Source organism: Carboxylicivirga longa (assembly GCF_050589825.1).
In the GTDB taxonomy this organism is placed as follows: domain Bacteria; phylum Bacteroidota; class Bacteroidia; order Bacteroidales; family Marinilabiliaceae; genus Carboxylicivirga; species Carboxylicivirga longa.
The window spans coordinates 164,824-189,471 of sequence record NZ_JBNGOZ010000001.1 but is presented as its reverse complement, the minus strand read 5'-3'; the positions used below and the strand labels follow the sequence as shown (position 1 = coordinate 189,471).

Here is a 24,648-nt window from a genome sequence, read left to right as displayed (position 1 = left end):
GAAGATATTTTCTTCGGTTTTTTTTGTTTACAGCCTTATATTTCTCGTACTTTTGGGAATATTCAGCCTACCCTAGACAAGTTTATGCAGGCAGAAAACCGGAAAACAGCCAAACTAAAACATAACTAAACAGATAAATGCGTTAAAAACCATACTCCCAGCCAAGTTAAGGGGGAATATTTATATTGAACTAAAAATCAATATCATGAAACCAATTGTAATCTGTTATCCATCAAAACTGGCTCACGAAACAGAAGCCATTAACGCACTATTTTCTGCAGGCCTACAAGTCTTGCACTTGCGCAAACCTACCTTCAAGGAGACCGATATGGTGACCTTTATTGACGCCATAGATGCTGCCTACCACAAAAACATTGTTATGCACAGCCACCTTTCTATTGTTGAAAGAAAAGGCTTAAAAGGGGTTCATTTTACTTCGTATAACCGACATCTGATTGATGACTATAGCCATAAGTCACTGCCCAAAAGCATTACCGTACACTCCATGAGTGAACTTATCAATCTGAGTGCAGCATTTAGCTATGCGCTGTTAAGTCCGGTATTCGAAAGCATATCAAAAGAAGGATATGGACCAACCATCGACCATGAGGTATTAAAAAAATACCTGACACATGAACATGAAGTACCTGTATTGGCTCTTGGCGGCATCGATCATAAGAATGTGGAAACAGCCCGTAAAATGGGCTTTGATGGCGTAGCCTTGCACGGTTACTTATGGGCACAGTTTGAGAAAGACCACGACATAAAAACACTTGTTGAACGATACACAATGGTAGCTGAAAAATGGCAATAATCCTATAAGCACCATAGTGGCAAGACACCCTTGGCAGACTACTGCCACATTATAAATCATTAATTAACACACAATGCAAAAAAAGAACATATCACGACTCCACTACATTACCACCCCCTGCAACTACAGCTATATGGAACAAATAAAAGCCATAGTGCTGGGCGGTGGCAATTGGGTGCAGCTGCGCATGCCAGAGGCTTCGCTTAAGGAAAAAGAACAGGTGACCATTGAAGCCCTCCGCTTTTGCATGGATAATGGTGCAACACTGATTATAGACAACAACGTGGAGCTGGCAGCCAAATTAGGAGCTGACGGCGTTCATTTAGACATGAAAGACATGCAGCCAAACAAAGCCCGTGAAATACTAGGTCCGCAAGCCATCCTGGGCGCAAGCGCTAACTCCTTTGCCGAAGTTCAGCAGCTACACGAGGCAGGCCTTGATTACATCCATCTGGGACCACATCGCATTGACCCAACAAAAAGCACGCAGGACGCTCCGTTGAGTGTCGAGGAATATCAAAGCATCCTCAGTCAATGCAAGGCAGCAGGCATTACCACTCCCATTATAGCATTTGGCGGCCTGGTACCTGATGATGTAAAGCCCCTTTTTGATATCGGTATTCACGGCGTGGCCTTCGACTCCTACCTGGCGCAAAGTGAACAGCCGGGCGCACTAACGCTGGAACTACTTGAAAAAATAGGCAGATGTAGCTCGGCCAACTGGGGTAAACTTTTTTAAACCATTCAGCAATACGCATTACAATAAATTCATCACAATAATAACCAGACACTTACAATACAACTTATTCTGATTCAGACAAGCCATAAAACACATGACTTCCATCAAAAAAAGACAATAAGATATCAATACTCTTTGATAATTGCTGTTAAGTATCTATGTTTGCGGCCTATTCCAATGGGGTGCCCCTTACGGGCTGAGATTATACCCTTCGAACCTGGCCAGGTAATGCTGGCAAGGGAACAGTGTTATCTCCTATGACATCCTCATTGCGGTATTTGTTATTTACTTAAACTGCGATTTAAAAATGAAGAGGTTTTATGCATTTATGCTGAGCGCCATGTTAACATTGGGCGCATTGGCACAAACGACAATCAACGGTCGTGTAAGCGATGAAAACGGCGAAGCCCTGATGGGTGTTAACGTGATCATTCACAACTCTTACAAAGGTACCGTTACCGATGAAAACGGCAATTACAACATTGTAACAAAAGAAGCATCGCCCAAGTTGGTTTTCTCCTATGTGGGCTATCAAACAAGCACACTGAAGGCCGAGGGTAGCACCCTGAATGCCACCCTCATACCCGCTGCGGTACTGACCGACGAGGTAATCGTATCCGCCATCCGAGCCAATAAAAATGCGCCGGTGGCTACCTCCGAGATGGACTCGGAAGCCATTCAGGAACAAAATTTTGGCCAGGATCTTCCCTTCCTGCTCAATCAGATGCCGGGCGTGGTAACCACCTCTGATGCAGGTGCCGGCGTGGGTTACACAGGACTTCGCATCCGTGGTACCGACATCACCCGCATCAATATTACGGTGAACGGCATACCCATGAACGACGCCGAGTCGCAAGGCTTATTCTGGGTGAACATGCCCGACTTTGCCGCTTCGGTGGATAAGCTACAAGTGCAGCGCGGCGTGGGTACATCTACCAACGGTGCTGCTTCCTTTGGCGCCTCGGTGAACCTGAATACTCTGAACTCAGCGGCTGAGACCATGGCTTTTGTGGATAACAGCTATGGTTCATTTAACAGCATGAAGAACTCGGTGGCCGTATCAACCGGCCTGCTGAAAAACAACATTGCCTTCGATTTGCGCCTCTCGCGCATCAAGTCCGATGGCTTTATCGATCGTGCCACAGCCGACCTGAAATCCTATTATTTCTCGGGCGGTTACTATGGCGAGAAAACCACCCTTAAATTCATCACCTTCTCGGGTAAGGAAAAGACCTATCAGGCCTGGAACGGCGTGCCCAAGGTAAAGCTGGAAAACGACCGTGCCGGCATGGAAAAACTGGTAATGATGGATGGCTGGACCGATGCCGAAGCCGAGAACCTGTATAATTCAGATGCCCGTACTTTTAATAAATACCTGTACGAGAATCAAACCGATAATTATCAGCAGGATCATTACCAGCTGCACTTCGCTCACGAGGCCGGCGAGCACTGGGACGTGACAGCCGCCCTGCACTACACAAGGGGCAAGGGACACTACGAGTCGTTTAAAGACGGCCGTAAATTTGAAGACTATAATCTGAACTTCGATTACATTGTTTACGAAGGTAACGATACGGTGCGTAAATCGGATATGATACAGCGCAAATGGCTGGATAATGATTTCTACGGTGCCACGGCTTCAGGCATTTACAGCAACGACCGCCTTGAATTAATTATTGGCGGTGCCTATAACCACTACGACGGCGATCATTATGGTAACATCATCTGGAGCGAGCACAATGCCGGCATCCCCCATAACCATCAGTGGTATTTTAACAACGGAACCAAGAAGGATTTTAACAGCTATGTAAAAGCAAGCTACGCTGTTATGGATAATATTTGGCTCTATGGCGATGTGCAGTACCGCCATATTGATTATACCATGAGTGGCACCCACGATGACAATGCCGACTTAGCGCAAAGCCATTCGTTTAACTTTGTGAATCCCAAGGCAGGGGTTAATTTTCAGATTAACCAACACCAACGTCTTTTTGCCTCTTTTGCCATGGCACAGCGTGAACCCTCGCGCAGCGACTTCAGAGATGCCCCGGCCAATCAAATGCCTGAACATGAAACACTGTACGACTGGGAGCTGGGCTATGAATACATGCGCGAGAAAGCCTATTTAGCGCTGAATGGCTATTACATGCAATACAAAGATCAGCTGGTGCTAACGGGTGAAATCAATAATGTGGGTGCTGCCATTATGACAAATGTACCGGAGAGTTACCGTGCCGGTATCGAAGCCGAAGGAGGCTTTAAGTTACTACCCAAGCTCAGCTGGACACTCAATGCCGCTTTTTCGCTTAACAAGATTAAGAACTTCACCGAATATGTAGACAACTGGTCTTTCGACTGGGATCTGCCTGCGGGACCAGATAATCAACTGCAGATTGTTAATGAGCTGGGTAAGACAGACATTGCCTTTTCGCCAAGCATAACAGCAGCGAGTAACATCAGCTGGATGCCGGCCAAAGACCTTACGCTATCACTCATGAGCAAATATGTGGGTGAACAATACATCGACAACACCTCCAACGATGAGCGGAAACTGGATGCCTGGTTTGTGAATGACCTGCTGGTGAACTATGACTTCACCATTTCATCGGTGGGCAACTTTAACCTGGGACTTAAAGTAAACAACCTATTCAATGCCGAGTACGAGTCTAACGCCTGGGTGTACCGCTATTACTACGCCGGGGAACACGATGTACTGGATGGTTACTTTACACAGGCAGGTACCAACTTTATGCTGCGCCTGGGAATGCGATTCTAAACAAAAAAAGCTATATACTCCTTGCCCGCATCACATCGATGCGGGCTTTTTTATACCCCAGCAGCCTAATGTCAATCAAGGAAAAAAACATTATAAGAGCGAAGACATTTACCTCATTTACTCTTTTTAAATTCTTCAACCCATAGCAGGGCCTTTTCCTTATCTTTCTCCAACACCATTACCTTAACATCCGGCACAATGTGTGGGGCAATGGATCCCATTAATGCGTTACTTTGCGTGGCTTCAATGCCCTGATCAATCAACACCTCACAGAGCATCGCCGCTTCCATGGGTGACCCCTCAAATACAGTAGTTAATTTGCTATCCTTTTCCATAGTTCATTTTTAAAATTTAGTTTGACTGATGCAATATAAGAAAACCTTCCTCGCCGCAGCAAAGAAGGTTCACAATCAATTGGGAAGACCCAACTACAAACAAAGTTGGGACTAGCAGATTTAAAGGCGCTTAAGCCCTTTCATCTCTTTCTTATTTATCACCGGCGTCAGACTAATGGCATAACCACCACCCGAGGCACAGTGCTGCGATAGCTTAGATTTACTGCTTACCACATATTTACTTATCTCGTAAGCCTTAGGATTCGTTTCCCAATGGGCATCTTTGGCATCGGCATATACGGTAGCTATGTATTTCTTACCGCTCTCCAAAAAGTTGAAACGCACACTGGAATTACGCACCTCATCCCCATTCGTGGACCCAACAAACCACTTGTCACTTCCTTTTTCCTTGCGGGCATAGGTAATATAGCGACCCGGTTCGGCCTCTAACACACGCGTATCATCCCAATCCAATGCTACATCTTTAATAAACTGAAAAGCATCCAGGTGCTTGGCATAGGTCTCCGGCAGGTCGGCTGCCATTTGCAAAGGACTGTACATGGTAACATACAGCGCCAGCTGACGCGCAATGGTGCTGCGTACACGAGAGCCATTATCGGGATTATACTGACTTACATCGGTTTCGAAAATGCCCGGTGTATAATCCATAGGTCCGCCAATCAAGCGTGTAAACGGCAGAATAGTAGTATGATTCACATTATTACCACCGAAAGACTCATACTCAGTCCCCCGGGCACTCTCATTGCCAATCAGGTTAGGATAGGTACGACACAGACCTGTTGGGCGCACCGCCTCGTGGGCATTCACCATAATTTTGTACGCTGCTGCTTTCTCAAGGGCATACTGATAGTGATTCACCATCCATTGCCCGTAATGATACTCACCGCGTGGCAAAATATCGCCCACATAACCACTCTTCACCGAGTTGTAGTTATTATCCACCATAAATTGATAGGCCTTATCAATATGACGCTCATAATTACGCACCGAGCTCGAAGTCTCGTGATGCATCATAAGGCGCACTCCTTTGCTCTTGGCATAATCGCGTAGCATGGCCACATCAAAGTCAGGATAGGGTGTTACAAAGTCAAACACATAATCTTTTGACTTATCAAACCAGTCTTCCCAGCCTTCGTTCCAGCCCTCTACCAGCACAGCATCAAAACCATGTTCGGAAGCAAAATCAATATAACGCTTCACCTTGCTGTTATTAGCTGAATGTTTACCATTGGGCACCGTCTTGGAATAATCCGTCTCTCCCAGCTTCACACTTGGCAAATCGGTATAAGCCCAACTTCCCTTGCCGGTAATCATCTCCCACCATACACCAATGTATTTCACGGGTGTAATCCACGACACATCTTCATAAGCGCAAGGCTCATTCAGATTCAGAGTAATGTTCGACATGAGTATATCGGCGGCATCATCGCTAACAATCACCGTGCGCCAGGGCGAAGTACAGGGAGCCTGAAGATAGCCCTTATCACCACGAACATCAGGTGTTAAGTACGATTCAAAAACCAAATTTTCATCATCCAGCTCAAGATGCATGCAGGCATACTCAATCAGGGCTGCCTCATGCAGGTTGATGTAAAGGCCATCGTCACTCTTCATCATCAAAGCCGTTTGTACGCCCGTATCCGAAAAAGGCGTTTGGGAAGCATTGGGCGTGATAGCCTTGTCCATGAGCCCGCGAATTTCGCTTAAACGCGACTCGGTATAATCATACTCCTGGGTATCGTAATCACCCGGTATCCAAAAAGCCGTATGGTCACCGGCCATGGCAAACTGCGTACGCTCTTCCTTAATTACAAAATGCGTCATGTTATCTTGCTCCGGAAATTCATAACGAAAGCCCAGTCCATCGTCAAACAGGCGAAAACGCAACAGCAGCTGACGACCCGTTTCTACTTGCGTTAGGGTAGCGGCCATCTCGTTGTAATGGTTACGAATGCTCTTCCACTCGCCCCACACAGGTTGCCAGGTATCATCAATACTGGATGTTTCCACATCCGTCAGCTCAAAACCATCCATCAGATCAGTGGCATCTTTTAGCTCCAGCCCCAGGTAACTAGGTTTAATCACCATTTTACTACCTCGCTCCAGCCAATAAACAGGCTTGCCCTCTTTTACAGAAAAGTTCATTCTTAATGTGCCTCCGGGCGATGTCAGTACTTCGGCAAAAAGCCCAAAGCCCATCATTAATAGTAACTGCAGAACAAATAACTTCTTCATATACTGGAATATTTAAATTAGCTCTATTACTTTATTTATCACCTTGATAAATTACCCCAAAAATAAATACATTGAGGTGATTAGGCTTCTCAACAGCACCTCACTCTCAGGCAAAAAAGCTTAAACGAGGCACGGCAAGGATCATTAATACACTGCCAAACAGATACATAGACACATGAATGCTTTACTGAAATTATTAATTAAGACACCTAAAATATTTTATAGCAGCAGATAGCAAACGTTTGCAAATAAATGCTTGACACAATAACCTGAAATGAGGAATGTTAATAATGAGAATATTCTCATTTGAAACCTTGCTATATGAGAATATTCTCATTATATTTGTAGCATCAATATTCAATTATGCCACGACGAAGACGTTTACGAAAAATAGTAGCCCCGCCGGGGTTCAAAGGATTTAGACCTTATGGCCATATCAAGAACAATCGGGTAGTCGAACTAAATTACGAAGAATATGAAGCCATAAAACTAGCCGATTATGATAATATGAACCAGGAAGAGGCCTGTAAGCTAATGGGAATTTCTCGGGCTACCTTTGCCCGCATTTACGAAAGTGCCCGTCAAAAAATTGCTAAATCACTGGTTGAATCCTGTGAGTTCAAAACAGTGTTTGGCAACGCACACCTCGATGATGACTGGTATGTATGCAATGCCTGTCACGCGCGCTTTAACCTGCCCGATGACAACAGTAAAGACTGTCCCATCTGTAAGTCAGATGCCATTGAACCCATCATTAAAAAAATGAAATAACACGAGATATTATGAAGATTGCTATCACATCAAGCGGAGACAGCACCGATGCAAAATTTGACCTGCGCTTTGGTCGCGCTGCCTATTTTTGCGTTTATGACACAAGCAATGGCAGTACGCAGTTTATTGCCAACGAACAGTGCGATGCACAAGGCGGTGCCGGCACAAAGGCAGCCGAGAAGATGATTGAGCTGGGGGTGAAACGAATTATCTCCGGTGACTTCGGACCCAAAGCAAAAGATTTGCTTAATCAATTTAAGATTCAGATGGTGATGCTGGATGATGCCAACAGTACCGTGGGAGTAATCATCGATAAATTATCCGTTTAAAACCGGTTTATTATGCCAAGATTCGACGCAAGCGGACCATCGGGACAAGGTCCCGGTACCGGAAGAGGTAGAGGCAAATGCCGTACTTCAAAAAACAGTAAAGATGCACCTTCTCAATCAGAGGCGGGCATGGGACGAGGAAGAGGTCGCCGTAAATGGGGCTTCGGATTCAAATTCAGATCCGGAAACGAGTAAGTGTTTCAGCAAACTCACAAATAAGCAAAATGAGTGGTGACAGAGGGTGACTCAGAATCATCTATTTCTCACAATTGTAAGTCATCCTCTGCCTTTTATTTATTAACTACAGATAACCGATGAAGAAGTCAAGCATCAATTTCATTATCGATGCCTTGCTATTATTTTGCCTCTGTGCAATAAGTGGCATTGGGCTTTTAATAAAATACACCCTGCCCTCGGGGCAGGATCGGTGGGCACAAGCGGGCGCAGGTAAAAATCTGCAATGGCTGGGTATGGACCGGCACCAGTGGGGCGATATTCATTTTTATATCAGCCTGGTGATGATAGCCCTTCTGGTGGTTCATATTGTGCTACACTGGGGCTTCATTAAAACCATTTTCAGTAGAATGGTTAATTCCTCAAGTGCTAAATCACTTATATCATGGTGCTTCGTATTTATTTGTCTTTCATTATTGATTATTCCGTTTTTTGTAAAACCAAGCGACATAACAAGACCAGTAGAAAATAGCAAACATACAAGCCATCAGCATCCCCAGGCACCCGTTACAAAGCATGCTATACAGGCAGATCTTAAACAAACAACAGTCATTAACGGTAAACTAAGGCTTCAGGAAGTGGTAGACACCTACAAAGTACCTCTGCCCTATCTGCAGCAGCATTTACAACTACCTAAGCATGTTAACGGTGAGGCGCAACTGGGACAACTACGCAAACAATATGGTTTTCAGATGTCAGAAATCAGAAATATCATCAACCAGTATCATGAAGAATGTCAGTAAAGATAGCTATCGCCAGTGGTAAAGGAGGCACGGGCAAAACCACCGTTTCACTGAACCTCTTTCATCACTTAAAAACACAGGCAACAGCCTCGGTGCAACTCATCGACTGCGATGTAGAAGAGCCCAATGATGCTCTTTTTTTAAAGGGTTACAAGAAACAAAGCGAAGAAGCTATTCATCAGATGATACCACACATCGACACATCCCAATGCACTTTCTGCCGTCAATGTGTTGAATATTGCGAGTTTAACGCCATTGTAGTTCTTCCCACAGCCAACTTTGCCGAGGTCAACAAAAGCCTGTGCCACTCCTGTGGCGCATGTACTTACGCCTGTCCCGTTCCCGAGGCTATTATTGAAGAGGCGCATCCCATTGCACAACTGAGCTGCTACGGTAACTGCGAGCATACTTCGCTGGTTGAAGGGCGACTGAATATTGGCTCACCCATGCAAACGCTGGCCATTAAAGAGCTACTTAAGAGTCATCACGTAAATGCCGACATACAGCTGCTGGACGCCCCTCCGGGAACAAGCTGCCCGGTGGTAGCCACCGTAACCCAAGCTGATTACACTATTTTGGTTACCGAACCAAGCCCCTTCGGCCTGCACGATTTAAAGCTGATGGTTGCCCTTATGCGCGAGCTTCAACAACCCTTTGGGGTCATCATTAACAAATACGAGGACAACTTCAAGGCGCTCGACGACTACCTGGCAGCAGAAAAGATTGAAGTACTGGGAAAGATACCTTTCTCAAGCAACTACGCTCATCAATACGCCCGCGGAGCGCTGCTGGATGACATTCCGGATACAATTACAACAGCCTATCAAGCAATTATTACCCATCTACAAAGTAAGCTATTGCAATATGCATGAAATAACCATATTAAGCGGCAAGGGAGGCACCGGCAAAACCACCATCACAGCCGCACTCACAGCACTAGCCGACAGTGCTGTGATCTGCGATAACGATGTGGATGCGGCCGACCTGTTTCTGCTGCTGCAACCCACAGTGTTAGAAAATGGCGTTTTTACCAGCGGATGGACGGCTCACATCAATGATTCAGATTGCTCGCAATGTGGACTTTGCTTTGAGCACTGCCGCTATAAAGCCATTGAGCTAAAGGACGGAAGCTATCATATTAACCCCTTTAGCTGCGAAGGCTGCCGCCTGTGCGAACGCTTATGCCCTCAAGAGGCCATTACGTCAACGCCCAACAGCGGTAACCAATGGTTTCTGTCTGATACAGCCAATGGTCCTTTTGTGCATGCACAGATGGGTCCCGGCGAAGAAAACTCGGGCAAGCTGGTAAGCTTTATCCGCCGTAAAGCCGCACAGGAAGCAAAAAACAGGAAGGCACGCTACCTGCTAAGCGACGGACCACCGGGCATTGGCTGCCCTGTTATTGCTTCGCTCACCGGCACCCATCAAGTACTGTTGGTTATTGAACCCACGCAAAGTGGCTGGCACGATGCCCAGCGGCTCATTAGCCTCATCCGTAATTTTAATATCCCCATTTCGGCTGTTATCAATAAATCCGGCATTAATCAAATGGTTGAGCAAGAAGTAGAGCAAGGGCTGAAAAGAGCTAACATTCCTCTACTGGCCAAAATACCATTTAGTCGGGTCGCAAGGGAAGCCATGCTGGCACAAAAAACCATTGTTGACTATGCACCGCAATCAGAAGCAGCCATACAAATACGCCGTGCCTGGAATTACCTGGCACAAAGAGCACAGGAGTAGAACAATTTTACTCGCTTTACCATCGCAAATTGTATTAAGTATATAAATAGCCTAAACAATAACACTATGTCAGAATATAAAATGGTAATTCCGCAGCAGGAGAAAGAGCTTTTGCCCGATGTAAAACACATCATCATGGTGGCCTCGGGCAAGGGAGGCGTAGGCAAATCGACAGTAGCTGCTAACCTGGCCGTCAGCCTGGCACGCGAAGGCTTATCAACCGGTCTTTTGGATGCCGATTTATACGGCCCCTCCACTCCTATTCAGTTTGGCCTGGAAGGTCAGCGACCCCGCCTGAGCCAACAAAACAATAAGAACTACATCGTACCCATCGAAAAGTACGGGGTCAAAATCATGTCCATTGGACTCCTTACTAACAAGGAAGATGCGGTAATATGGCGGGGACCCATGGCATCAAAAACACTAAAACAAATTATTAACGACACCCTTTGGGGGCCACTTGATGCTTTGGTGATTGACATGCCACCCGGCACCGGCGATATCTGCATTACGCTGGCGCAAGACCTAAAAAAGGCGCAAGCATTGGTAGTAATTACCCCCCAGCAACTGGCGGTGGCCGATGGCAGGAAGGCACTAAGTATGTTCAGACATTCTTCCATTAAAATGCCACTGCTGGGCATTGTGGAAAACATGAGCTGGTTTACGCCTAAGGCTCATCCCGATGAACAATATAACATATTTGGTAAAGGTGGTGGCGAAGAGTTGGCCCGTGAATTTAATATTCCTCTTTTAGGGCAAATACCGTTGTAATGGATATTGAAGCCACAAGCGATAGTGGTAAAAGCATTTATCACTCTTCGGACAAAACACTTCACAAAGCCTTTGAAAAGCTGGCAACACAAATAATTACAAGCTTGTCACCAGCCTAAGAAAATTTATTTCCTTTACTGTTAGTCAATACGGGGACCTCGAAAGGGGGCCCTTTTTGTTGCTTCAACTTTTTCCTATCTTTACAAAAAAAGGACCTTATGATCAAATACATTCTCTCTTTTGCAGCACTGATATCAGCCCCGCTGCTTACATCAGCACAAACCGTTAAGGCCATCACCCAATATGGCAAAACTGTTATTCTTTATGAAAATGGCACCTGGAAATACGAGAAAGATACCGGAACACCTGCTGTGAGTGCACCAACTACGGAAACAAAACCTGCTACTGAAAGCAAACCAAGGGCCAGTCTAAGCATCAGTTCCGATAAAGAAGCCTCCTCAGAAAAAATGGAACTCTGCAACGCAGTAAGTAAACGCCTGGCTCGTTTCTTCGGTGAGGAAAAAGGACGGGTACGGTGCATGGCTGCCGTCACTAACAACAAAGGTGAAATATCCATTAACTTTGAGTTTATGATGCCCATTGGTGACGCCAACCGCTACTTTGGTTATACGGCCATGGATCGCCCCATCACACTGTCGTTAGCCGATGGCCGAAGTGTAAGCGGCACCTTCACCAATACCGAAGAGAAGTTTATTGATAAATGGAATGTTTCGTACTACAAAACACAACTTCTTCTGAGCAAAGATGACATCGTCCACCTAATGGAAAGTAAGGCCATGCGAATGACAATCGACTGGAAAAAGCTGGAGGAAGAATACCAAATTGAGGATACACGCGCCATCCAACAAATGCTATTGGAAGTATTATAACCATGGATCAACTTGGAAAAACAGGACTGGCCCTGGGCGGCGGCGGTGCCAAAGGATTTGCACACATCGGCGTGATACGGGCACTTGAGGAATACAATATTCCTGTCCACAAGGTGGCAGGCACCAGCATGGGCGCCATCATTGGTGTATTGTACTGCGCCGGCTATGATGCAAAGCAAATCCACAAGCTGCTGAAGGAAGAGAAAGTTTGGAACTGGTTTAACCTGGATCTGCTCAGCGGTGGACTGGTGAATTTAAACGGTGTTAAAGAAGCCCTTGAGAAACAGGTAGGGCACGATGATTTTAGTCGCTTGAAAAAACCATTTTGCGTGGTGGCCAGTAATATGAATACGGGCAAAGTGAAAATGGTGAGCGATGGTAATCAGCTGTTTGAATGGGTAATTGCCAGCAGCAGTGTGCCCGTAGCTTTCAAGCCGGCAATTATTGATGGGCACACCTATGTGGACGGTGGCTTATTTATGAACCTGCCCGTTGAACCCCTTATGTTTGACTGTGATACAGTCATTGGCTCCAGCGTAGTGACCGACCGTAAAACAGAGTCTTTTAAAAGTGCCAAAGAGGTAGCAGAGCGCGTTTTCAACCTCACCATTCTGCAGAACCAACGGCCCAGCCGCTTGCATTGTGACCTGTATATTGAACCTGAAAAAATATCGGATTATTCGATGTGGGATTTTAATAAGCTTGATGAAATTATTGAGCTGGGCTACAAAACAGCAAAAAAGAAGATTGACAATGAGCTGCTGCCCCTCGTCAAAGACTGATCCGAACAGCCACCCCATCTCCTAACCCCATCTTTCAAGATGGGGGACAACCCCTCACGCGGCAAATGGCTTTAGCCATGACTTTATTACAATTTGAACATCCTGCCAATCCGGGATAGGAAAACCATGCTACACCCTATCCACAACACCTTGAAAGGCCGAATTATTAGTTTGATCTTATCCCATTATTAGTTTACTTTGGAGGCAGCAAAATAATACACAAATCACTTATTGAATATCCAATGAAGAACCTTTTTATTCTCACGCTCATGCTGTTTATACTGCATACGATGGCCTGGGCACAAAAACCAATTACCCCTTCTAATACGATTAAGATAGATGAAGGCGACACCCCCGAAGAAATAATTCGCAAAGCAGCTCATGTGGTCCCCAGCCCCAACCAATACGAATACAAAAAACACGAGTTCACCGGATTTGTGCACTTTGGCCCCAACACCTTCACCCGCATGGAATGGGGCAACGGTAAAGAAGACCCCAAAATATTCGACCTCCATAACCTCGACACCGACCAATGGTGCAAGGCAATGAAAGCCGCGGGCATGAAACTGGTAGTGTTTACGGCCAAGCACCACGATGGCTTTGTGTTGTGGCAGTCTCGCTATACGCAGCACGGCATCATGTCAACACCCTTTAAAAATGGCAAGGGGGATGTGCTCAAAGAGCTATCGGCCTCCTGTCAAAAATACGGCCTTAAGCTGGGTGTTTACCTGTCGCCGGCCGACCTGTACCAGATCGAAAACCCCGAGGGTTTATACGGCAACCTGAGCAAATACACCACACGCACAATACCCCGCCCTGTGGAGGGACGTCCCTTTGCCAACAAAACCACTTTTGAGTTTGAGGTAGATGATTACAACGAGTACTTTTTGAATCAACTATTTGAGTTGCTCACCGAGTATGGCCCCGTGCACGAAGTATGGTTCGACGGAGCTCACCCCAAGCGCAAGGGAGGACAGAAGTATCATTACCCCGCCTGGAAAAAACTCATCCGTACTCTGGCACCCGAAACGGTTATCTTTGGCCGCGAAGATGTTCGCTGGTGTGGAAACGAGAGTGGCGCTACGCGAGAAACCGAGTGGGATATCGTTCCTTTTGAAGAAGATCCAGACCAGATGAGTCGCTTTCCCGATCTGCATGGCGACATAGGCAGCCGCGAAAAACTAATGAATGCCAACTATCTGCACTATCTGCCAGCCGAAACCAACACCTCTATTCGCGAGGGCTGGTTCTACCGCGATGAGACAACCCAGAAGGTTCGTAACCCTGATGATGTATTCGACATTTACGAGCGTGCCGTGGGTGGTAACTCTACCTTTTTGCTGAACATACCCCCCAACCGAGAAGGGCGTTTCTCAGATAAAGATGTGGCGGTACTGGAAGAAACAGGAAAAAGAATACGCGAAACATACGGCAACGATAAGTTAGCCGCCGCGAAGGCTCCGAAAGAAATTCTGGATGATGACGAGCTAAGTCATATCAACACGGCCGAATATAACAATGAAATAATCATCACCCTGCCCAAGCAGGAAATCATCAACCGCTTTGTTTTGCAGGAAGCGATATCAACGCACAGCCAGCGCATAGAAGAACATGCATTGGATGCGATGATAGATGGATCGTGGAAGGAGATAGCCTCGGGAACCACTGTAGGCTATAAAAAGATACTGCGCTTCCCCAATGTAACAAGCAAGCAATTTCGTATTCGCATTCTCAAGTCACGATTGGATGCCACACTCAATAAGGTATCTGCACACTACTACCAAAGTCGTCCGCCGCAAATTGTTATTAATCGTAACAATGAAGGCGAAGTAAGGCTGTCGCCAAAAGCCAACGATTTCGGGTGGAAGAAGCATGGCATTGATGCCACAGGCAACCTGAATGCCAATATGGAAATACGATATACCCTGGACGGAAGCACCCCTACAAGCACATCGACACTTTATACTGGCCCTTTTAACATGCCGCTATCCAAAGAGATTAAAGCACGTGCTTTTAGTCAAAAGGAATCCGGCAGCGTTACCTCACTGCACCTGGGCATACTTAAAAACAACTGGAAACTAATGGAGGTAAGCAGCAGTAAAGAAGGGTTTGAAGCCAGCAGTGCATTTGACAACAACGACGGAAGCTACTGGCAATCTGACGATGAAGCAACACATCCGCATACCATCGCCATCGACCTGGGGGCTGTTCGTAGCATTACCGGATTTGCCTACACGCCTCAAAACCAACACAAGGAGGGGATGATGGAAACAGGAAGCATTTACTGGAGTAAAAACGGTAAGAAATGGAAAAAAATCAGCGACTTTGAATTTGGTAACCTGATTAATGATCCGGTAAAAAGAACTAAAACATTCGCAAAACCGATAAAAACAAGGTATATAAAAATTATATCCGAAAGAGGTGCCGGAGGCAGCCCATCGGTAGCCATAGCCGAACTCGACTTTTTTGAGAATTAAGCAAAGTACTTTTTCTCCTTTTCTGGAATCACAACTCCCGTTCTGCTTTGCAGGGCGGGAGTTTTTTAATTGTTTTCACCCACCTCTCAATCCATAAAACACTGATAATAGTTTAACCATAATAATGCTGCCTCAATTCAGTATACATATTACCTAAAGAATATCCTGAAAGCCGCACCCTTTCTATTATGCTGAATAACAGATGAAGATTTTTTAAAAGCATCATATAAATAAAAGCAAATCAATCCCTTTGAGTTTAACTATTATTCATTATCTTCAACTGTTTAAATATCTAAAACGAAACTTATGAAACGATTATCATTCCTAACCCTGGTAGGTTTGCTGGTGCTATTTTCGTGCCAGCAGCAAAGCTATCAAACCCAACAAAAAACTGACAAAAATGGTTACCACTACGAAACCGTCACCAACGATCCTTACAACGCACGCATCTACACTTTAGATAATGGACTGAAGATTTACCTGACGCGCAACCTGAACGAGCCACGGGTGGCAGCCCTCATCGGCGTAAAAGCCGGATCGACCTTCGAAAACCCCGATGCCACCGGGCTGGCTCATTATATGGAGCACATGATGTTTAAAGGCACCAGCAAGGTGGGTACCGTTAACTGGGAGCAGGAAAGCGCTTATCTTGAACAGATTTCTGATTTGTTTGAGCAGCATCGTGCTACTGATGACCTCGATGAGAAAAAGAGACTGTACGCCCAAATAGACAGCCTGTCGCAGATAGCCGCTACCTTTGTGGCTACCAATGAGTTTGATAAGCTCAATACCGCCATGGGTGCCTCACGCGTTAATGCCGGTACCTCCTACGAATCAACCGTTTATATGTGTGAGATTCCCAAAAATGAACTGGAACGATGGGCACGCCTGGAGCACGAACGCTTCACCGGGCTGGTGCTTCGCCTGTTTCATACCGAGCTTGAAACGGTTTACGAGGAGTTTAACATGTATCAGGACATGGACGGACAGCGCGCCTCAGAGGCCATGATGCAGGGCTTGTATAAGAACCATCCTTATGGCCGCGATATAATTGGTTTGCCCGAGCATATTAAGAATCCCTCCATGGAGGAGATTTATAAGTTCAAAGATCAGTTTTATGTGCCCAATAACATGGCCATTGCGCTGGCCGGCGATCTGGAGTTTGAGCCCACCATACAGCTGATTGATAAACACTTTGGACAACTGGAGAAGAAAGAGCTGAGCGAACCTCAGTTTACCGCTGAGGAACCCATAACGGAGCCTGTTATTAAAGAGGTGGTGGGGCCGGATGCCGTGAGTTTACAAATGGCTTTTCGCTTTGATGGCATCGGCAGCGATGATGAGCTGATGGTTGACCTGATCAGCTCTATTCTTTACAACGGACAGGCCGGATTAATTGATCTTAACCTGGTGCAAAAGCAGAAGGTACTGAGCGCCTACACTGGATCGTGGTTTATGCGCGACTACGGCATGCACATTTTCCGGGGCAAGCCACGCGAGGGACAAACACTTGACGAGGTAAAAGATTTATTGCTGGAGCAATTGGATAAAGTAAAAGAAGGTGATTTTGAGGAGTGGCTCATCGAGGCCATTGTCAATAAGGAACGCTTGGACTTTATGAATGCCCTTGAATATCCTTTCTACTCGGCCTACTCGCTGATGAATGAATTTACCGGTGGCCGATCGCATGCTGATGTATTGGCCAGTCTGGATAAGATGAAGCAGATAACCAAAGAGCAGGTAATGGCCTTTGCCAAGGAAAAATATGCCGACAATTATGTATTGGCGTACAAGCGCACCGGTGATAACAGTGCCCTGGTGAAGGTTGAAAAACCGGCCATCACAGCGGTGCCGGTCAATCGCGAACTGCAATCTGATTTTGCCGAAGATTTCCTCGCCACGGAAGTGAGTGACATCGAGCCTGTCTTTGTTGATTTTGACAGCAAGCTGCATAAGGAAACCCTGAAGCCAGGTCTTGACTTCTTCCACTCGAAAAACGTAAACAACGGTCTATTCCGCCTCAACTATGTAATCGACCTGGGTAAGAATCACAACCTACAGTTTCCGCTGGCCGTTGATTACCTGCCGCTATTAGGCACCAATCAATATTCGCCCGAAGAGCTACGCAAAGAGCTGTTTCGCCATGGCCTTAGCCTTTATGTAGATGCAGGAAGCGAGCGCTGCTATGTTACCGTGGCAGGTCTTGACGAAAAACTGGAGAAAGGCATCGAGATACTCGAACACATCATTCATAATGCCAAGGCCGACCAGGCAACCTACGACGAGTTTGTAAGCAGTATCTTAAAGAAAAGAGCTGATGCTAAAAAGAGTCAGGGACGCATCTTCAATGCCATGGTTGATTTTGGCCTATATGGAGAAAAATCGCCCCGCAAACACCTGCTTAGTGCCGAGGAGCTCAAATCTATCAAACCCGAAGAGCTCACCCGTCAGCTCAACGAGATGACCTACTATGAGCACAAGGTTTATTACTACGGTCCATCGTCGCCCGCAACAGTTACTGGCCTGCTGACAAAGCACCATACCACACCCGATGAGCTGGCTCCACTGCCACAGGCTGTTGAGTACGAAATGCGAAACGATGAGCAATCCAATGTGTATGTGGTGGATTACGACATCAACCAGGCCAATATTCTGCTGCTGGTGAAAGATAGACCTTTTGATACCGAAATATTACCTTATGCAGAGGTGTTTAATAATTATTTTGGTTCGGGACTCTCATCAGTAGTGTTTCAGGAGATACGCGAATCGAAGGCATTGGCCTACTCCGCCGGCGCCGGTTATATCAATGCAAGCAAACATAACAAGGATAACTTTATCTATGGTCGCCTGGGCACACAGGCCGATAAGCTGGGCATTGCCACAGCCACACTAAAAGAACTGATGAATGAGATGCCACGCGCCGAAACACAATTTAAGCAGGCCTGCGAAGGAATTGTAAAGCAGCTTAATACCGAACGCATTACCAATAAAGACCTGTTTTGGGAATACTTGTCCAATGCCGACCGGGGCATTGATTACGATGTGCGTGAAGATATTTATAAGAAGGCCGAAAATATCTCATTGGATGAGTTTGAAACCTTTTTCAATGAACACATTAAAGGCAAAAACTACACCTACATGGTATTAGGTCGCAAGTCGGACCTGGACAAGAAAGCCCTGGCCAGTCTTGGTAAAGTACACGAACTGGCTTTAGAAGATATTTTTGGTTACTAGTATTTGTCTATAAGTGTCTAAAGTAGAGATATCCGAAATGGATATTTCACCCAATAACACTAAGAAACGCAAAGGCGCAAGCGATTGATTTATAATTCAAAACCTTGCTTTCTTTGCGTTTTTTTTAATTTCGCGTACTTTGCTAGATATTTTTATGCTTCTATAGAACTCGCTTCCAATTCGCGATATTTTACCTCTTCGCGTATCCGCTGAATAACCAGACCCGCCATGGTAAAACCAAATATTCCGGTTACATGTGCCAGACTTCCGTTGATGGAAGCCTTTTTAGCATCCCAGGTATGTCTTGCCAGCGCAGGATCGCCTGGCAGGGCTTCATCCTCAGCCACACCATCCTCCTCATCGCTTACCTTCAGCAAATAGGCACCTTCGTTTTCGAGTACCTCATCGCTATAAACACACGGAAAGTACTGCTCATCCACTTGCCATTTACGTAACATCTTACGCACTTTACGAGCCAGCGGACAGCCTTGTACCTTCCAAAAAGAAGACACCCTAACGCGCGTAGGATCCACCTTTAAGGCAGCGCCCATCGATGATACAAAAATAACATTAAGCCCCACGGCATGTCTGATCAGGTGTGCCTTGCTACTCAAACTATCAATGGCATCAATCACAATATCATAATCCTCCAGCCTGAATTGATCGGCTGTATCGCGACCATAAATCTGCTGTATCGGTGTTACCTGTGCATCCGGATTAATTTCCAGCAGTCTGTTTTTGAGCGCCTCCGTCTTAACCTGCCCTACCGTTTTACATGTGGCCATCAGCTGACGGTTGATATTGCTTACATCTACCCGGTCACTGTCAACAATGGTGAGATGCCGAAGACCGGTGCGTATTAGACTCTCGGCACACCAACTTCCTACACCGCCAATGCCAAATAAGATGGCCCTTTTGGTGGCCAAAGCCTGCATCACTCCCTGCCCCATCAGCAGCTCAGAACGATGAAAAATACCCTTACCCATAATCAAATCAAGTTATTGGGCGGCAAAAATAATAAAATTATTTAGCGAGAAAGCACCTCTGAATACTCTTCCGCTTAGATATTTATCTCACGATCTCTGAAGCCCAGAAGGTATAACAAAGCATCGAGCCCGATGGTAGATATATGATGGCGGGCTGATGCACGCACACGCGGCTTGGCATGAAAAGCAATTCCCAGACCGGCCAGCTTCAGCATGGGTAGGTCATTGGAGCCATCGCCCACGGCAATCACCTGCTCCAGGTGAATATCCTCCTTAAAGGCCAGTAGTTTAAGTAATTCAGCTTTCTTTTCGCCATTCACAATTTCTCCGCTATGACGCCCGGTCAGCTTCCCTCCCTCAATCTCCAGTTCATTGGCAAAAACATAGTCAATATCCAGCTTGCTCTTCAAGTAATTGCCAAAATAGGTAAATCCACCCGATAGGATGGCTGTTTTGTAGCCGTACTTCTTCAGGGTCTTGAACAGACGCTCGGCACCCTCGGTAATGGGCAACTGCTCGGCAATATCTTTCATTACGCTTTCATCCAGTCCCTTCAACAAAGCTACCCGCTGAATAAAACTTTCGTTGAAATCGATGTCACCCCGCATAGCTGCTTCGGTGATGGCTTTCACCTCAGCCCCCACCCCGGCTTTCTCTGCCAGCTCATCGATCACCTCGGTTTGTATCAGTGTTGAATCCATATCGAAACACACAAGACGACGGTTACGACGAAAAATATTATCGGCCTGAAAGGCAATATCAACGCCTGACTCACCTGAAATATCAATAAACTGTTGTTTCATGGCTGCTCCGTCCTTGGGTGTGCCCCTAACCGAAAACTCTACTACTGACTTATCATTACCCTCGTGATCATCGAGCAACACACGGCCACTAAGGCGCGAAATATAATCGATATTAAGACCTTGTGCCGATATGATACGCGTTACTTGCGATAATTGACCGGCGCTTAGCTTGCGGGACAGCAGGGTAATAATAAATCGTTCTTTTCCTTGCTGCCCCACCCAATCGCGGTACTTTTCTTCGGTAACGGGTGTAAACTTAAGGTTGAGTCCCAGTTCATAGGACTGAAAAAGTAATTCCTTTAGCACCGGAGCCGATTCAGCCGCAGCAGGAACCTCAAATAATATGCCCAGCGCCAGGTCGTCGTGGATAACTGCCTGACCAATATCCAGAATATGAACGCCATGATGTGATAAGATATCAGTTAGTTTGGCCGTTAGTCCGGGCTTATCTTCCCCTGATATATTGAGCAGTATAATCTCTTTCTTCTGGTGCATAATATTCGATTAAGTGTTAATAGCGATGTAAAACTACGAAATTATAAAGATTTCAAGGCTTGTCACTTATAATTTTACACACATCGACTCCCCCTGCCTGATGCACTTCTTCAATAAAACCTCGGCCACACATCCGCTAAACCCTCCTATTATGGCGGCGCACCAAAGAAATAGGTTATGAGCTTTGGCCGTGATGATAGAAGCACAGTTAAAACCAAACTCTGATCCCCATCCCACCGCCTTAGGCGCTGTACTTCCCCTTGCTTTCAATAGCAAAGGGAAGAATGCTGTAGTATAATCAAATGTAACTCTACCGCCAACAGACACGGAGTATTCAACTGCGCTGCAGTTGCTATGATAACATGACCGATACCCTGTCTTGCGCACAGGGCTATTAATATGAAATCCCTTCGGGATTAATTCCAGCTTAAAATGAATATCATGTTTCTACAAACGAACAAAGATTCTTTCCTTATGCAAACCACACCCAAACCCAGAGGGGTTGAATATGAATAACCGCAGGTGACAACCTGCGGCACCATGTGCGTACACATCCCGACCAACCCCTAAGTGGGTTGAAGGTAAAAAAAAGGCCTTGAACAATACAGAATATCATTCAAGGCCTTTACAACCAATATTATTTAGCTTTAGTTACTCTCAATCACATGGCCCTTACCGCGATACAGGTCAAGTTTACCGTCGAGCAGTACGGCAATCACCGTCATGTCTTTATCCAGTACTTTTTCCGGCACATCAATATAAGTGATGCCCGGCACTTCGCTCCAGTACTGTTTTCCAATGACCTTATGACTCAATTTAGTGCCATTGCCAACTACCCAGATGCGGTTAATTTTATTCTTCAAACCACGAACCACTAGGGGACCGTTATTTTTACCATCCACCATCAGGTACAAAATGGTTTTATCTTTCGACAAGGCTGTTGGACCGTTATAGTGTCCTCCGGGAATGGGTTCTCCCATGTCGGCAAGAGCAATTTTATGCTTCTCGCGCCAAGCCTCATCTTTCATCACCTCGGCGGTTTCCAATGTCTGCAATGCAGTTACGGGGTTTACCAGCTTGATACTCTGCTTCAGATCAACAGCAACAACCGTCATGGTTGGGTCGCACTGCTGTGCATCCAAATCGATAGCCAGAAAACTGTCCTCTGCACGGTACGGCAGTGTCGCATCGGAACCCACCAGACGAACCTTATCAATATCTACATCAAGGCCGCTTACCATAACAGGCTGCTTAGGTTGACGATCGATATACAGATATAGTGTTTTTCCATCTTTTGACACAGCCGATGGGCCGTTGAAATATTTATGATCGATACCCGCTCGTGTTCCGTAAATGGCCTCACCGTGCTTTCCTGTCCACCGACCGAACTCTTTTAAAATATCGAGCTGTGGTTGCGGAATACTGCCATCCGCTTTAGGACCAATATCCAGCAAGAGGTTTCCACCCATGCTGATACAATCCACAAAGATACGGATCAGCTGATAAGGTGTCTTATAATTATGGTCGTTGTGCTGATAACCCCATGAGTCGTTCATGGTCATACACAGTTCCCAATAGGGATTATTAGGCTTGTTAATGGGCACGCCTTGCTCGGGCGTATCATAATCGCCATAGCCTTGCAGACGGCTGTTCAAAATGATGTTCTTATTATATTTCAGCATCAGATCGCGCAGCTCACTGGATTTCCACTCTTCAGCCGAATGCTCCCAGTCGCCATCAAACCAATACAGGTCGGGATTAAAACGACCGGACAGCTCATTCATCTGCTTGAAATAGAAATCGGTGAAGCGCGCCCAGCGCTGGGGATCATCGGTGTAACGCTTCTCGTTACGCAGGTGTGCCGGATAATCGGGGTACGACCAGTCGATGAGTGAATAATACAGTCCCACCTTAAGTTTCTCCTTGCGCAAGGCCTTCACGAAAGGAGCCACTATATCCTTGCCGGACGGTGTATGCTTCACGGTGCTGTAATGATCTGTTTCCGTATCCCACAGCGCCACACCATCGTGATGCTTGGTGGTGAGCACCGAATATTTGGCACCACTCTCTTTGATTAGCCGTGCCCATGCTTCAGCATCGTACTTGCTTGCTGTAAAACCTTCCAACTGCTTCATGTAGTCGTCGTAGTTGATGTAACCGTTAAAAAACGACCATGATTCATCGATACCATTCACGGCGTAGATACCATAATGAATGAAGATACCCAGCTTAGCATCTTTGAACCACGCCATGCGTTTATCTTTTTGCTTGGCCGTCTCTTCTTTTTGTGCCTGGGCAGGCATCAGCGCCAGCAAAAAACCAATCAGTAATAAAAATTGCTTCATAATTATAAAGATAAGATGTTATTTTTTCGTTCTCCAGGTGCGTCCCTCGTTATTGATGTGCCACTGATAATCGCTTTCGGGTCGTGTAGCAATGGCCTCGAACAAGGAATTGGTTACCGCCAGGGAAGTCACATATTTTGTTGCGGGCAGCTTCAGCTTGTGTAAAGCTGTCAGCTCATCGGTATAGCGCCCGGTGGCATGACGGTATAAACGCTGTGCATGATAGACGCTGTACAGCTCCCATTTCACCAGCTCATCATCATTGAAAACAAAAGCCTCTTCGCCCTTGCCAGCTTCCACATCCGAGAATTGCAGGAAACCCCATGTCTCGGGACGATGCATGGCAATAAAACCCTGTGGCGACCACACCCAGTTGTTCTCCGGGTAGGACTTATTGGTATCCGGGTTAATACGTTTGACATATTCGCCATCCTTCACGTCGAGCTGCCACTGCACACGGCTAAAGTTAATGCGCCACTGATTGCCGGCTTTAGCAGGCACTCCCCCATTATATTCATTAAGCACATCCAGTGGAAAAGCCATCTCTATCGACCATCCTTCATCAAGGTCATCAGGTTGATTGATGGTGCCTTGCAGATGAACAGCCGATTTCAGGCCATTGATATCCCAGTGATTGATGGCCGGCCCTCCATCGCGATAGGGCTTGGCCAGCATCAGATCCCACACGGTATTAAAGGCATTCACTTCAAACTCGTAATAACCGTGCGTATCACCATCAGGATCAATAAAGACCTCAAAATCATTGTCATAATAAATCACAGCATCGCGCTCGGTAATCGTAGCCCATAGGTGCGGCTCTTCCAAATACGCGGCAATGTACAGGTAGTTATCGTCCCACAACATCTTGGCCCGTGTAGCCAGCGAAGGAGCCGGCCTTTTATCACCCTCTATATCAACGAATAGATCAGTCCAGGGCGCTTGCTGCCAGGCAGCCTCATCCAGCTTACCATCAATATTTAAAGCTTCTGCAGTGCGATAACACACATACTGTTTGGGATGAAAAGGCGGCAAATCAACCTTCCCTTCTAAGGCCTCCTCAGCATGACCACATGCAGCCAGCAAGAGCAGGGATAAAAATGATATAATCTGTTTCATATTGAATGCTTC

Annotated in this window: 20 protein-coding genes; 14 read left to right on the top strand and 6 right to left on the bottom strand. The window is 46.1% G+C overall.

What is annotated here, in order from left to right; all coding sequences use genetic code 11:
* The first annotated feature begins 205 nt into the window (after window positions 1-205).
* From ACRD7A_RS00755 to ACRD7A_RS00745, 3 genes are all read left to right on the top strand, one after another.
* Entirely contained in the window at window positions 206-814 is a 609-nt protein-coding gene (locus ACRD7A_RS00755) for a thiamine phosphate synthase (RefSeq protein WP_430809424.1), read from the top strand.
* Between the two features lie 73 nt (window positions 815-887).
* A complete protein-coding gene (locus tag ACRD7A_RS00750; protein WP_430809423.1) occupies window positions 888-1,553 on the top strand; it encodes a thiamine phosphate synthase in 666 nt (221 codons plus the stop codon).
* A gap of 307 nt (window positions 1,554-1,860) precedes the next feature.
* The gene (locus ACRD7A_RS00745) at window positions 1,861-4,329 is read left to right on the top strand and encodes a TonB-dependent receptor (protein ID WP_430809422.1); all 2,469 of its coding nucleotides are present in this window, start codon (window positions 1,861-1,863) and stop codon (window positions 4,327-4,329) included.
* A 113-nt stretch (window positions 4,330-4,442) separates the two neighbouring features.
* On the opposite strand, the gene ACRD7A_RS00740 is transcribed toward ACRD7A_RS00745, so the two are convergent.
* A complete protein-coding gene (locus ACRD7A_RS00740) occupies window positions 4,443-4,664 on the bottom strand; it encodes a putative signal transducing protein (protein WP_430809421.1) in 222 nt (73 codons plus the stop codon).
* A gap of 120 nt (window positions 4,665-4,784) precedes the next feature.
* On the bottom strand, window positions 4,785-6,920 hold the full coding sequence (locus ACRD7A_RS00735) for a glycoside hydrolase family 97 protein (protein ID WP_430809420.1): 2,136 nt from the start codon (window positions 6,918-6,920) through the stop codon (window positions 4,785-4,787).
* Window positions 6,921-7,283: 363 nt separating this feature from the next.
* On the opposite strand from ACRD7A_RS00735, the gene ACRD7A_RS00730 reads away from it, so the two are divergent.
* The 11 genes from ACRD7A_RS00730 (at window position 7,284) to ACRD7A_RS00680 (ending at window position 18,891) form a co-directional block, all read left to right on the top strand.
* Window positions 7,284-7,691 (top strand): DUF134 domain-containing protein, encoded by a 408-nt coding sequence (locus ACRD7A_RS00730; protein ID WP_430809419.1) that lies wholly within the window; start codon window positions 7,284-7,286, stop codon window positions 7,689-7,691.
* Between the two features lie 11 nt (window positions 7,692-7,702).
* The gene (locus ACRD7A_RS00725; protein ID WP_430809418.1) at window positions 7,703-8,020 is read left to right on the top strand and encodes a NifB/NifX family molybdenum-iron cluster-binding protein; all 318 of its coding nucleotides are present in this window, start codon (window positions 7,703-7,705) and stop codon (window positions 8,018-8,020) included.
* 12 nt (window positions 8,021-8,032) lie between these two features.
* Window positions 8,033-8,215, top strand: coding sequence for a DUF5320 domain-containing protein (locus ACRD7A_RS00720; RefSeq protein ID WP_430809417.1), 183 nt, complete (start codon window positions 8,033-8,035; stop codon window positions 8,213-8,215).
* Window positions 8,216-8,334: 119 nt separating this feature from the next.
* Window positions 8,335-8,997 (top strand): DUF4405 domain-containing protein, encoded by a 663-nt coding sequence (locus tag ACRD7A_RS00715; RefSeq protein WP_430809416.1) that lies wholly within the window; start codon window positions 8,335-8,337, stop codon window positions 8,995-8,997.
* On the top strand, window positions 8,988-9,869 hold the full coding sequence (locus tag ACRD7A_RS00710) for an ATP-binding protein (RefSeq protein WP_430809415.1): 882 nt from the start codon (window positions 8,988-8,990) through the stop codon (window positions 9,867-9,869). Before ACRD7A_RS00715 ends, ACRD7A_RS00710 begins: the two co-directional genes overlap by 10 nt.
* Window positions 9,862-10,737, top strand: coding sequence for an ATP-binding protein (locus ACRD7A_RS00705; protein WP_430809414.1), 876 nt, complete (start codon window positions 9,862-9,864; stop codon window positions 10,735-10,737). The genes ACRD7A_RS00710 and ACRD7A_RS00705 overlap by 8 nt, the downstream gene beginning before the upstream one ends.
* Window positions 10,738-10,803: 66 nt before the next feature.
* Window positions 10,804-11,508, top strand: a complete 705-nt coding sequence (locus ACRD7A_RS00700; protein ID WP_430809413.1) for an Mrp/NBP35 family ATP-binding protein — start codon at window positions 10,804-10,806, stop codon at window positions 11,506-11,508.
* 218 nt (window positions 11,509-11,726) lie between these two features.
* Window positions 11,727-12,398 (top strand): hypothetical protein, encoded by a 672-nt coding sequence (locus ACRD7A_RS00695; RefSeq protein WP_430809412.1) that lies wholly within the window; start codon window positions 11,727-11,729, stop codon window positions 12,396-12,398.
* Between the two features lie 2 nt (window positions 12,399-12,400).
* Window positions 12,401-13,180 carry a patatin-like phospholipase family protein gene (locus ACRD7A_RS00690; protein ID WP_430809411.1) on the top strand — a complete coding sequence of 260 codons (780 nt, stop codon included), beginning with the start codon at window positions 12,401-12,403 and terminating at the stop codon, window positions 13,178-13,180.
* A gap of 242 nt (window positions 13,181-13,422) precedes the next feature.
* Window positions 13,423-15,657: an alpha-L-fucosidase gene (locus ACRD7A_RS00685; protein WP_430809410.1), complete on the top strand. Its 2,235-nt coding sequence runs from the start codon at window positions 13,423-13,425 to the stop codon at window positions 15,655-15,657.
* Window positions 15,658-15,963: 306 nt separating this feature from the next.
* Window positions 15,964-18,891, top strand: a complete 2,928-nt coding sequence (locus tag ACRD7A_RS00680) for a M16 family metallopeptidase (RefSeq protein ID WP_430809409.1) — start codon at window positions 15,964-15,966, stop codon at window positions 18,889-18,891.
* Between the two features lie 152 nt (window positions 18,892-19,043).
* Here ACRD7A_RS00680 and ACRD7A_RS00675 read toward each other — a convergent pair whose 3' ends face one another.
* The 4 genes from ACRD7A_RS00675 to ACRD7A_RS00660 form a co-directional block, all read right to left on the bottom strand.
* A complete protein-coding gene (locus tag ACRD7A_RS00675; RefSeq protein ID WP_430809408.1) occupies window positions 19,044-19,877 on the bottom strand; it encodes a tRNA threonylcarbamoyladenosine dehydratase in 834 nt (277 codons plus the stop codon).
* A gap of 74 nt (window positions 19,878-19,951) precedes the next feature.
* On the bottom strand, window positions 19,952-21,175 hold the full coding sequence (gene serB, locus ACRD7A_RS00670; protein WP_430809407.1) for a phosphoserine phosphatase SerB: 1,224 nt from the start codon (window positions 21,173-21,175) through the stop codon (window positions 19,952-19,954).
* A gap of 647 nt (window positions 21,176-21,822) precedes the next feature.
* A complete protein-coding gene (locus ACRD7A_RS00665) occupies window positions 21,823-23,520 on the bottom strand; it encodes an alpha-L-fucosidase (protein ID WP_430809406.1) in 1,698 nt (565 codons plus the stop codon).
* Between the two features lie 18 nt (window positions 23,521-23,538).
* On the bottom strand, window positions 23,539-24,636 hold the full coding sequence (locus tag ACRD7A_RS00660) for a carbohydrate-binding family 9-like protein (protein WP_430809405.1): 1,098 nt from the start codon (window positions 24,634-24,636) through the stop codon (window positions 23,539-23,541).
* Window positions 24,637-24,648 lie beyond the last annotated feature (12 nt).

Coding starts and splice junctions, on each gene's coding strand:
- ACRD7A_RS00700 (WP_430809413.1), top strand. CDS start 10,804: ATGTCAGAATATAAAATGGTAATTCCGCAGCAGGAGAAAGAGCTTTTG.
- ACRD7A_RS00705 (WP_430809414.1), top strand. CDS start 9,862: ATGCATGAAATAACCATATTAAGCGGCAAGGGAGGCACCGGCAAAACC.
- ACRD7A_RS00710 (WP_430809415.1), top strand. CDS start 8,988: ATGTCAGTAAAGATAGCTATCGCCAGTGGTAAAGGAGGCACGGGCAAA.
- ACRD7A_RS00715 (WP_430809416.1), top strand. CDS start 8,335: ATGAAGAAGTCAAGCATCAATTTCATTATCGATGCCTTGCTATTATTT.
- ACRD7A_RS00665 (WP_430809406.1), bottom strand. CDS start 23,520: ATGAAGCAATTTTTATTACTGATTGGTTTTTTGCTGGCGCTGATGCCT.
- ACRD7A_RS00695 (WP_430809412.1), top strand. CDS start 11,727: ATGATCAAATACATTCTCTCTTTTGCAGCACTGATATCAGCCCCGCTG.
- ACRD7A_RS00725 (WP_430809418.1), top strand. CDS start 7,703: ATGAAGATTGCTATCACATCAAGCGGAGACAGCACCGATGCAAAATTT.
- ACRD7A_RS00685 (WP_430809410.1), top strand. CDS start 13,423: ATGAAGAACCTTTTTATTCTCACGCTCATGCTGTTTATACTGCATACG.
- ACRD7A_RS00740 (WP_430809421.1), bottom strand. CDS start 4,664: ATGGAAAAGGATAGCAAATTAACTACTGTATTTGAGGGGTCACCCATG.
- ACRD7A_RS00735 (WP_430809420.1), bottom strand. CDS start 6,920: ATGAAGAAGTTATTTGTTCTGCAGTTACTATTAATGATGGGCTTTGGG.
- ACRD7A_RS00660 (WP_430809405.1), bottom strand. CDS start 24,636: ATGAAACAGATTATATCATTTTTATCCCTGCTCTTGCTGGCTGCATGT.
- serB (WP_430809407.1), bottom strand. CDS start 21,175: ATGCACCAGAAGAAAGAGATTATACTGCTCAATATATCAGGGGAAGAT.
- ACRD7A_RS00730 (WP_430809419.1), top strand. CDS start 7,284: ATGCCACGACGAAGACGTTTACGAAAAATAGTAGCCCCGCCGGGGTTC.
- ACRD7A_RS00680 (WP_430809409.1), top strand. CDS start 15,964: ATGAAACGATTATCATTCCTAACCCTGGTAGGTTTGCTGGTGCTATTT.
- ACRD7A_RS00750 (WP_430809423.1), top strand. CDS start 888: ATGCAAAAAAAGAACATATCACGACTCCACTACATTACCACCCCCTGC.
- ACRD7A_RS00690 (WP_430809411.1), top strand. CDS start 12,401: ATGGATCAACTTGGAAAAACAGGACTGGCCCTGGGCGGCGGCGGTGCC.
- ACRD7A_RS00745 (WP_430809422.1), top strand. CDS start 1,861: ATGAAGAGGTTTTATGCATTTATGCTGAGCGCCATGTTAACATTGGGC.
- ACRD7A_RS00675 (WP_430809408.1), bottom strand. CDS start 19,877: ATGGGTAAGGGTATTTTTCATCGTTCTGAGCTGCTGATGGGGCAGGGA.
- ACRD7A_RS00720 (WP_430809417.1), top strand. CDS start 8,033: ATGCCAAGATTCGACGCAAGCGGACCATCGGGACAAGGTCCCGGTACC.
- ACRD7A_RS00755 (WP_430809424.1), top strand. CDS start 206: ATGAAACCAATTGTAATCTGTTATCCATCAAAACTGGCTCACGAAACA.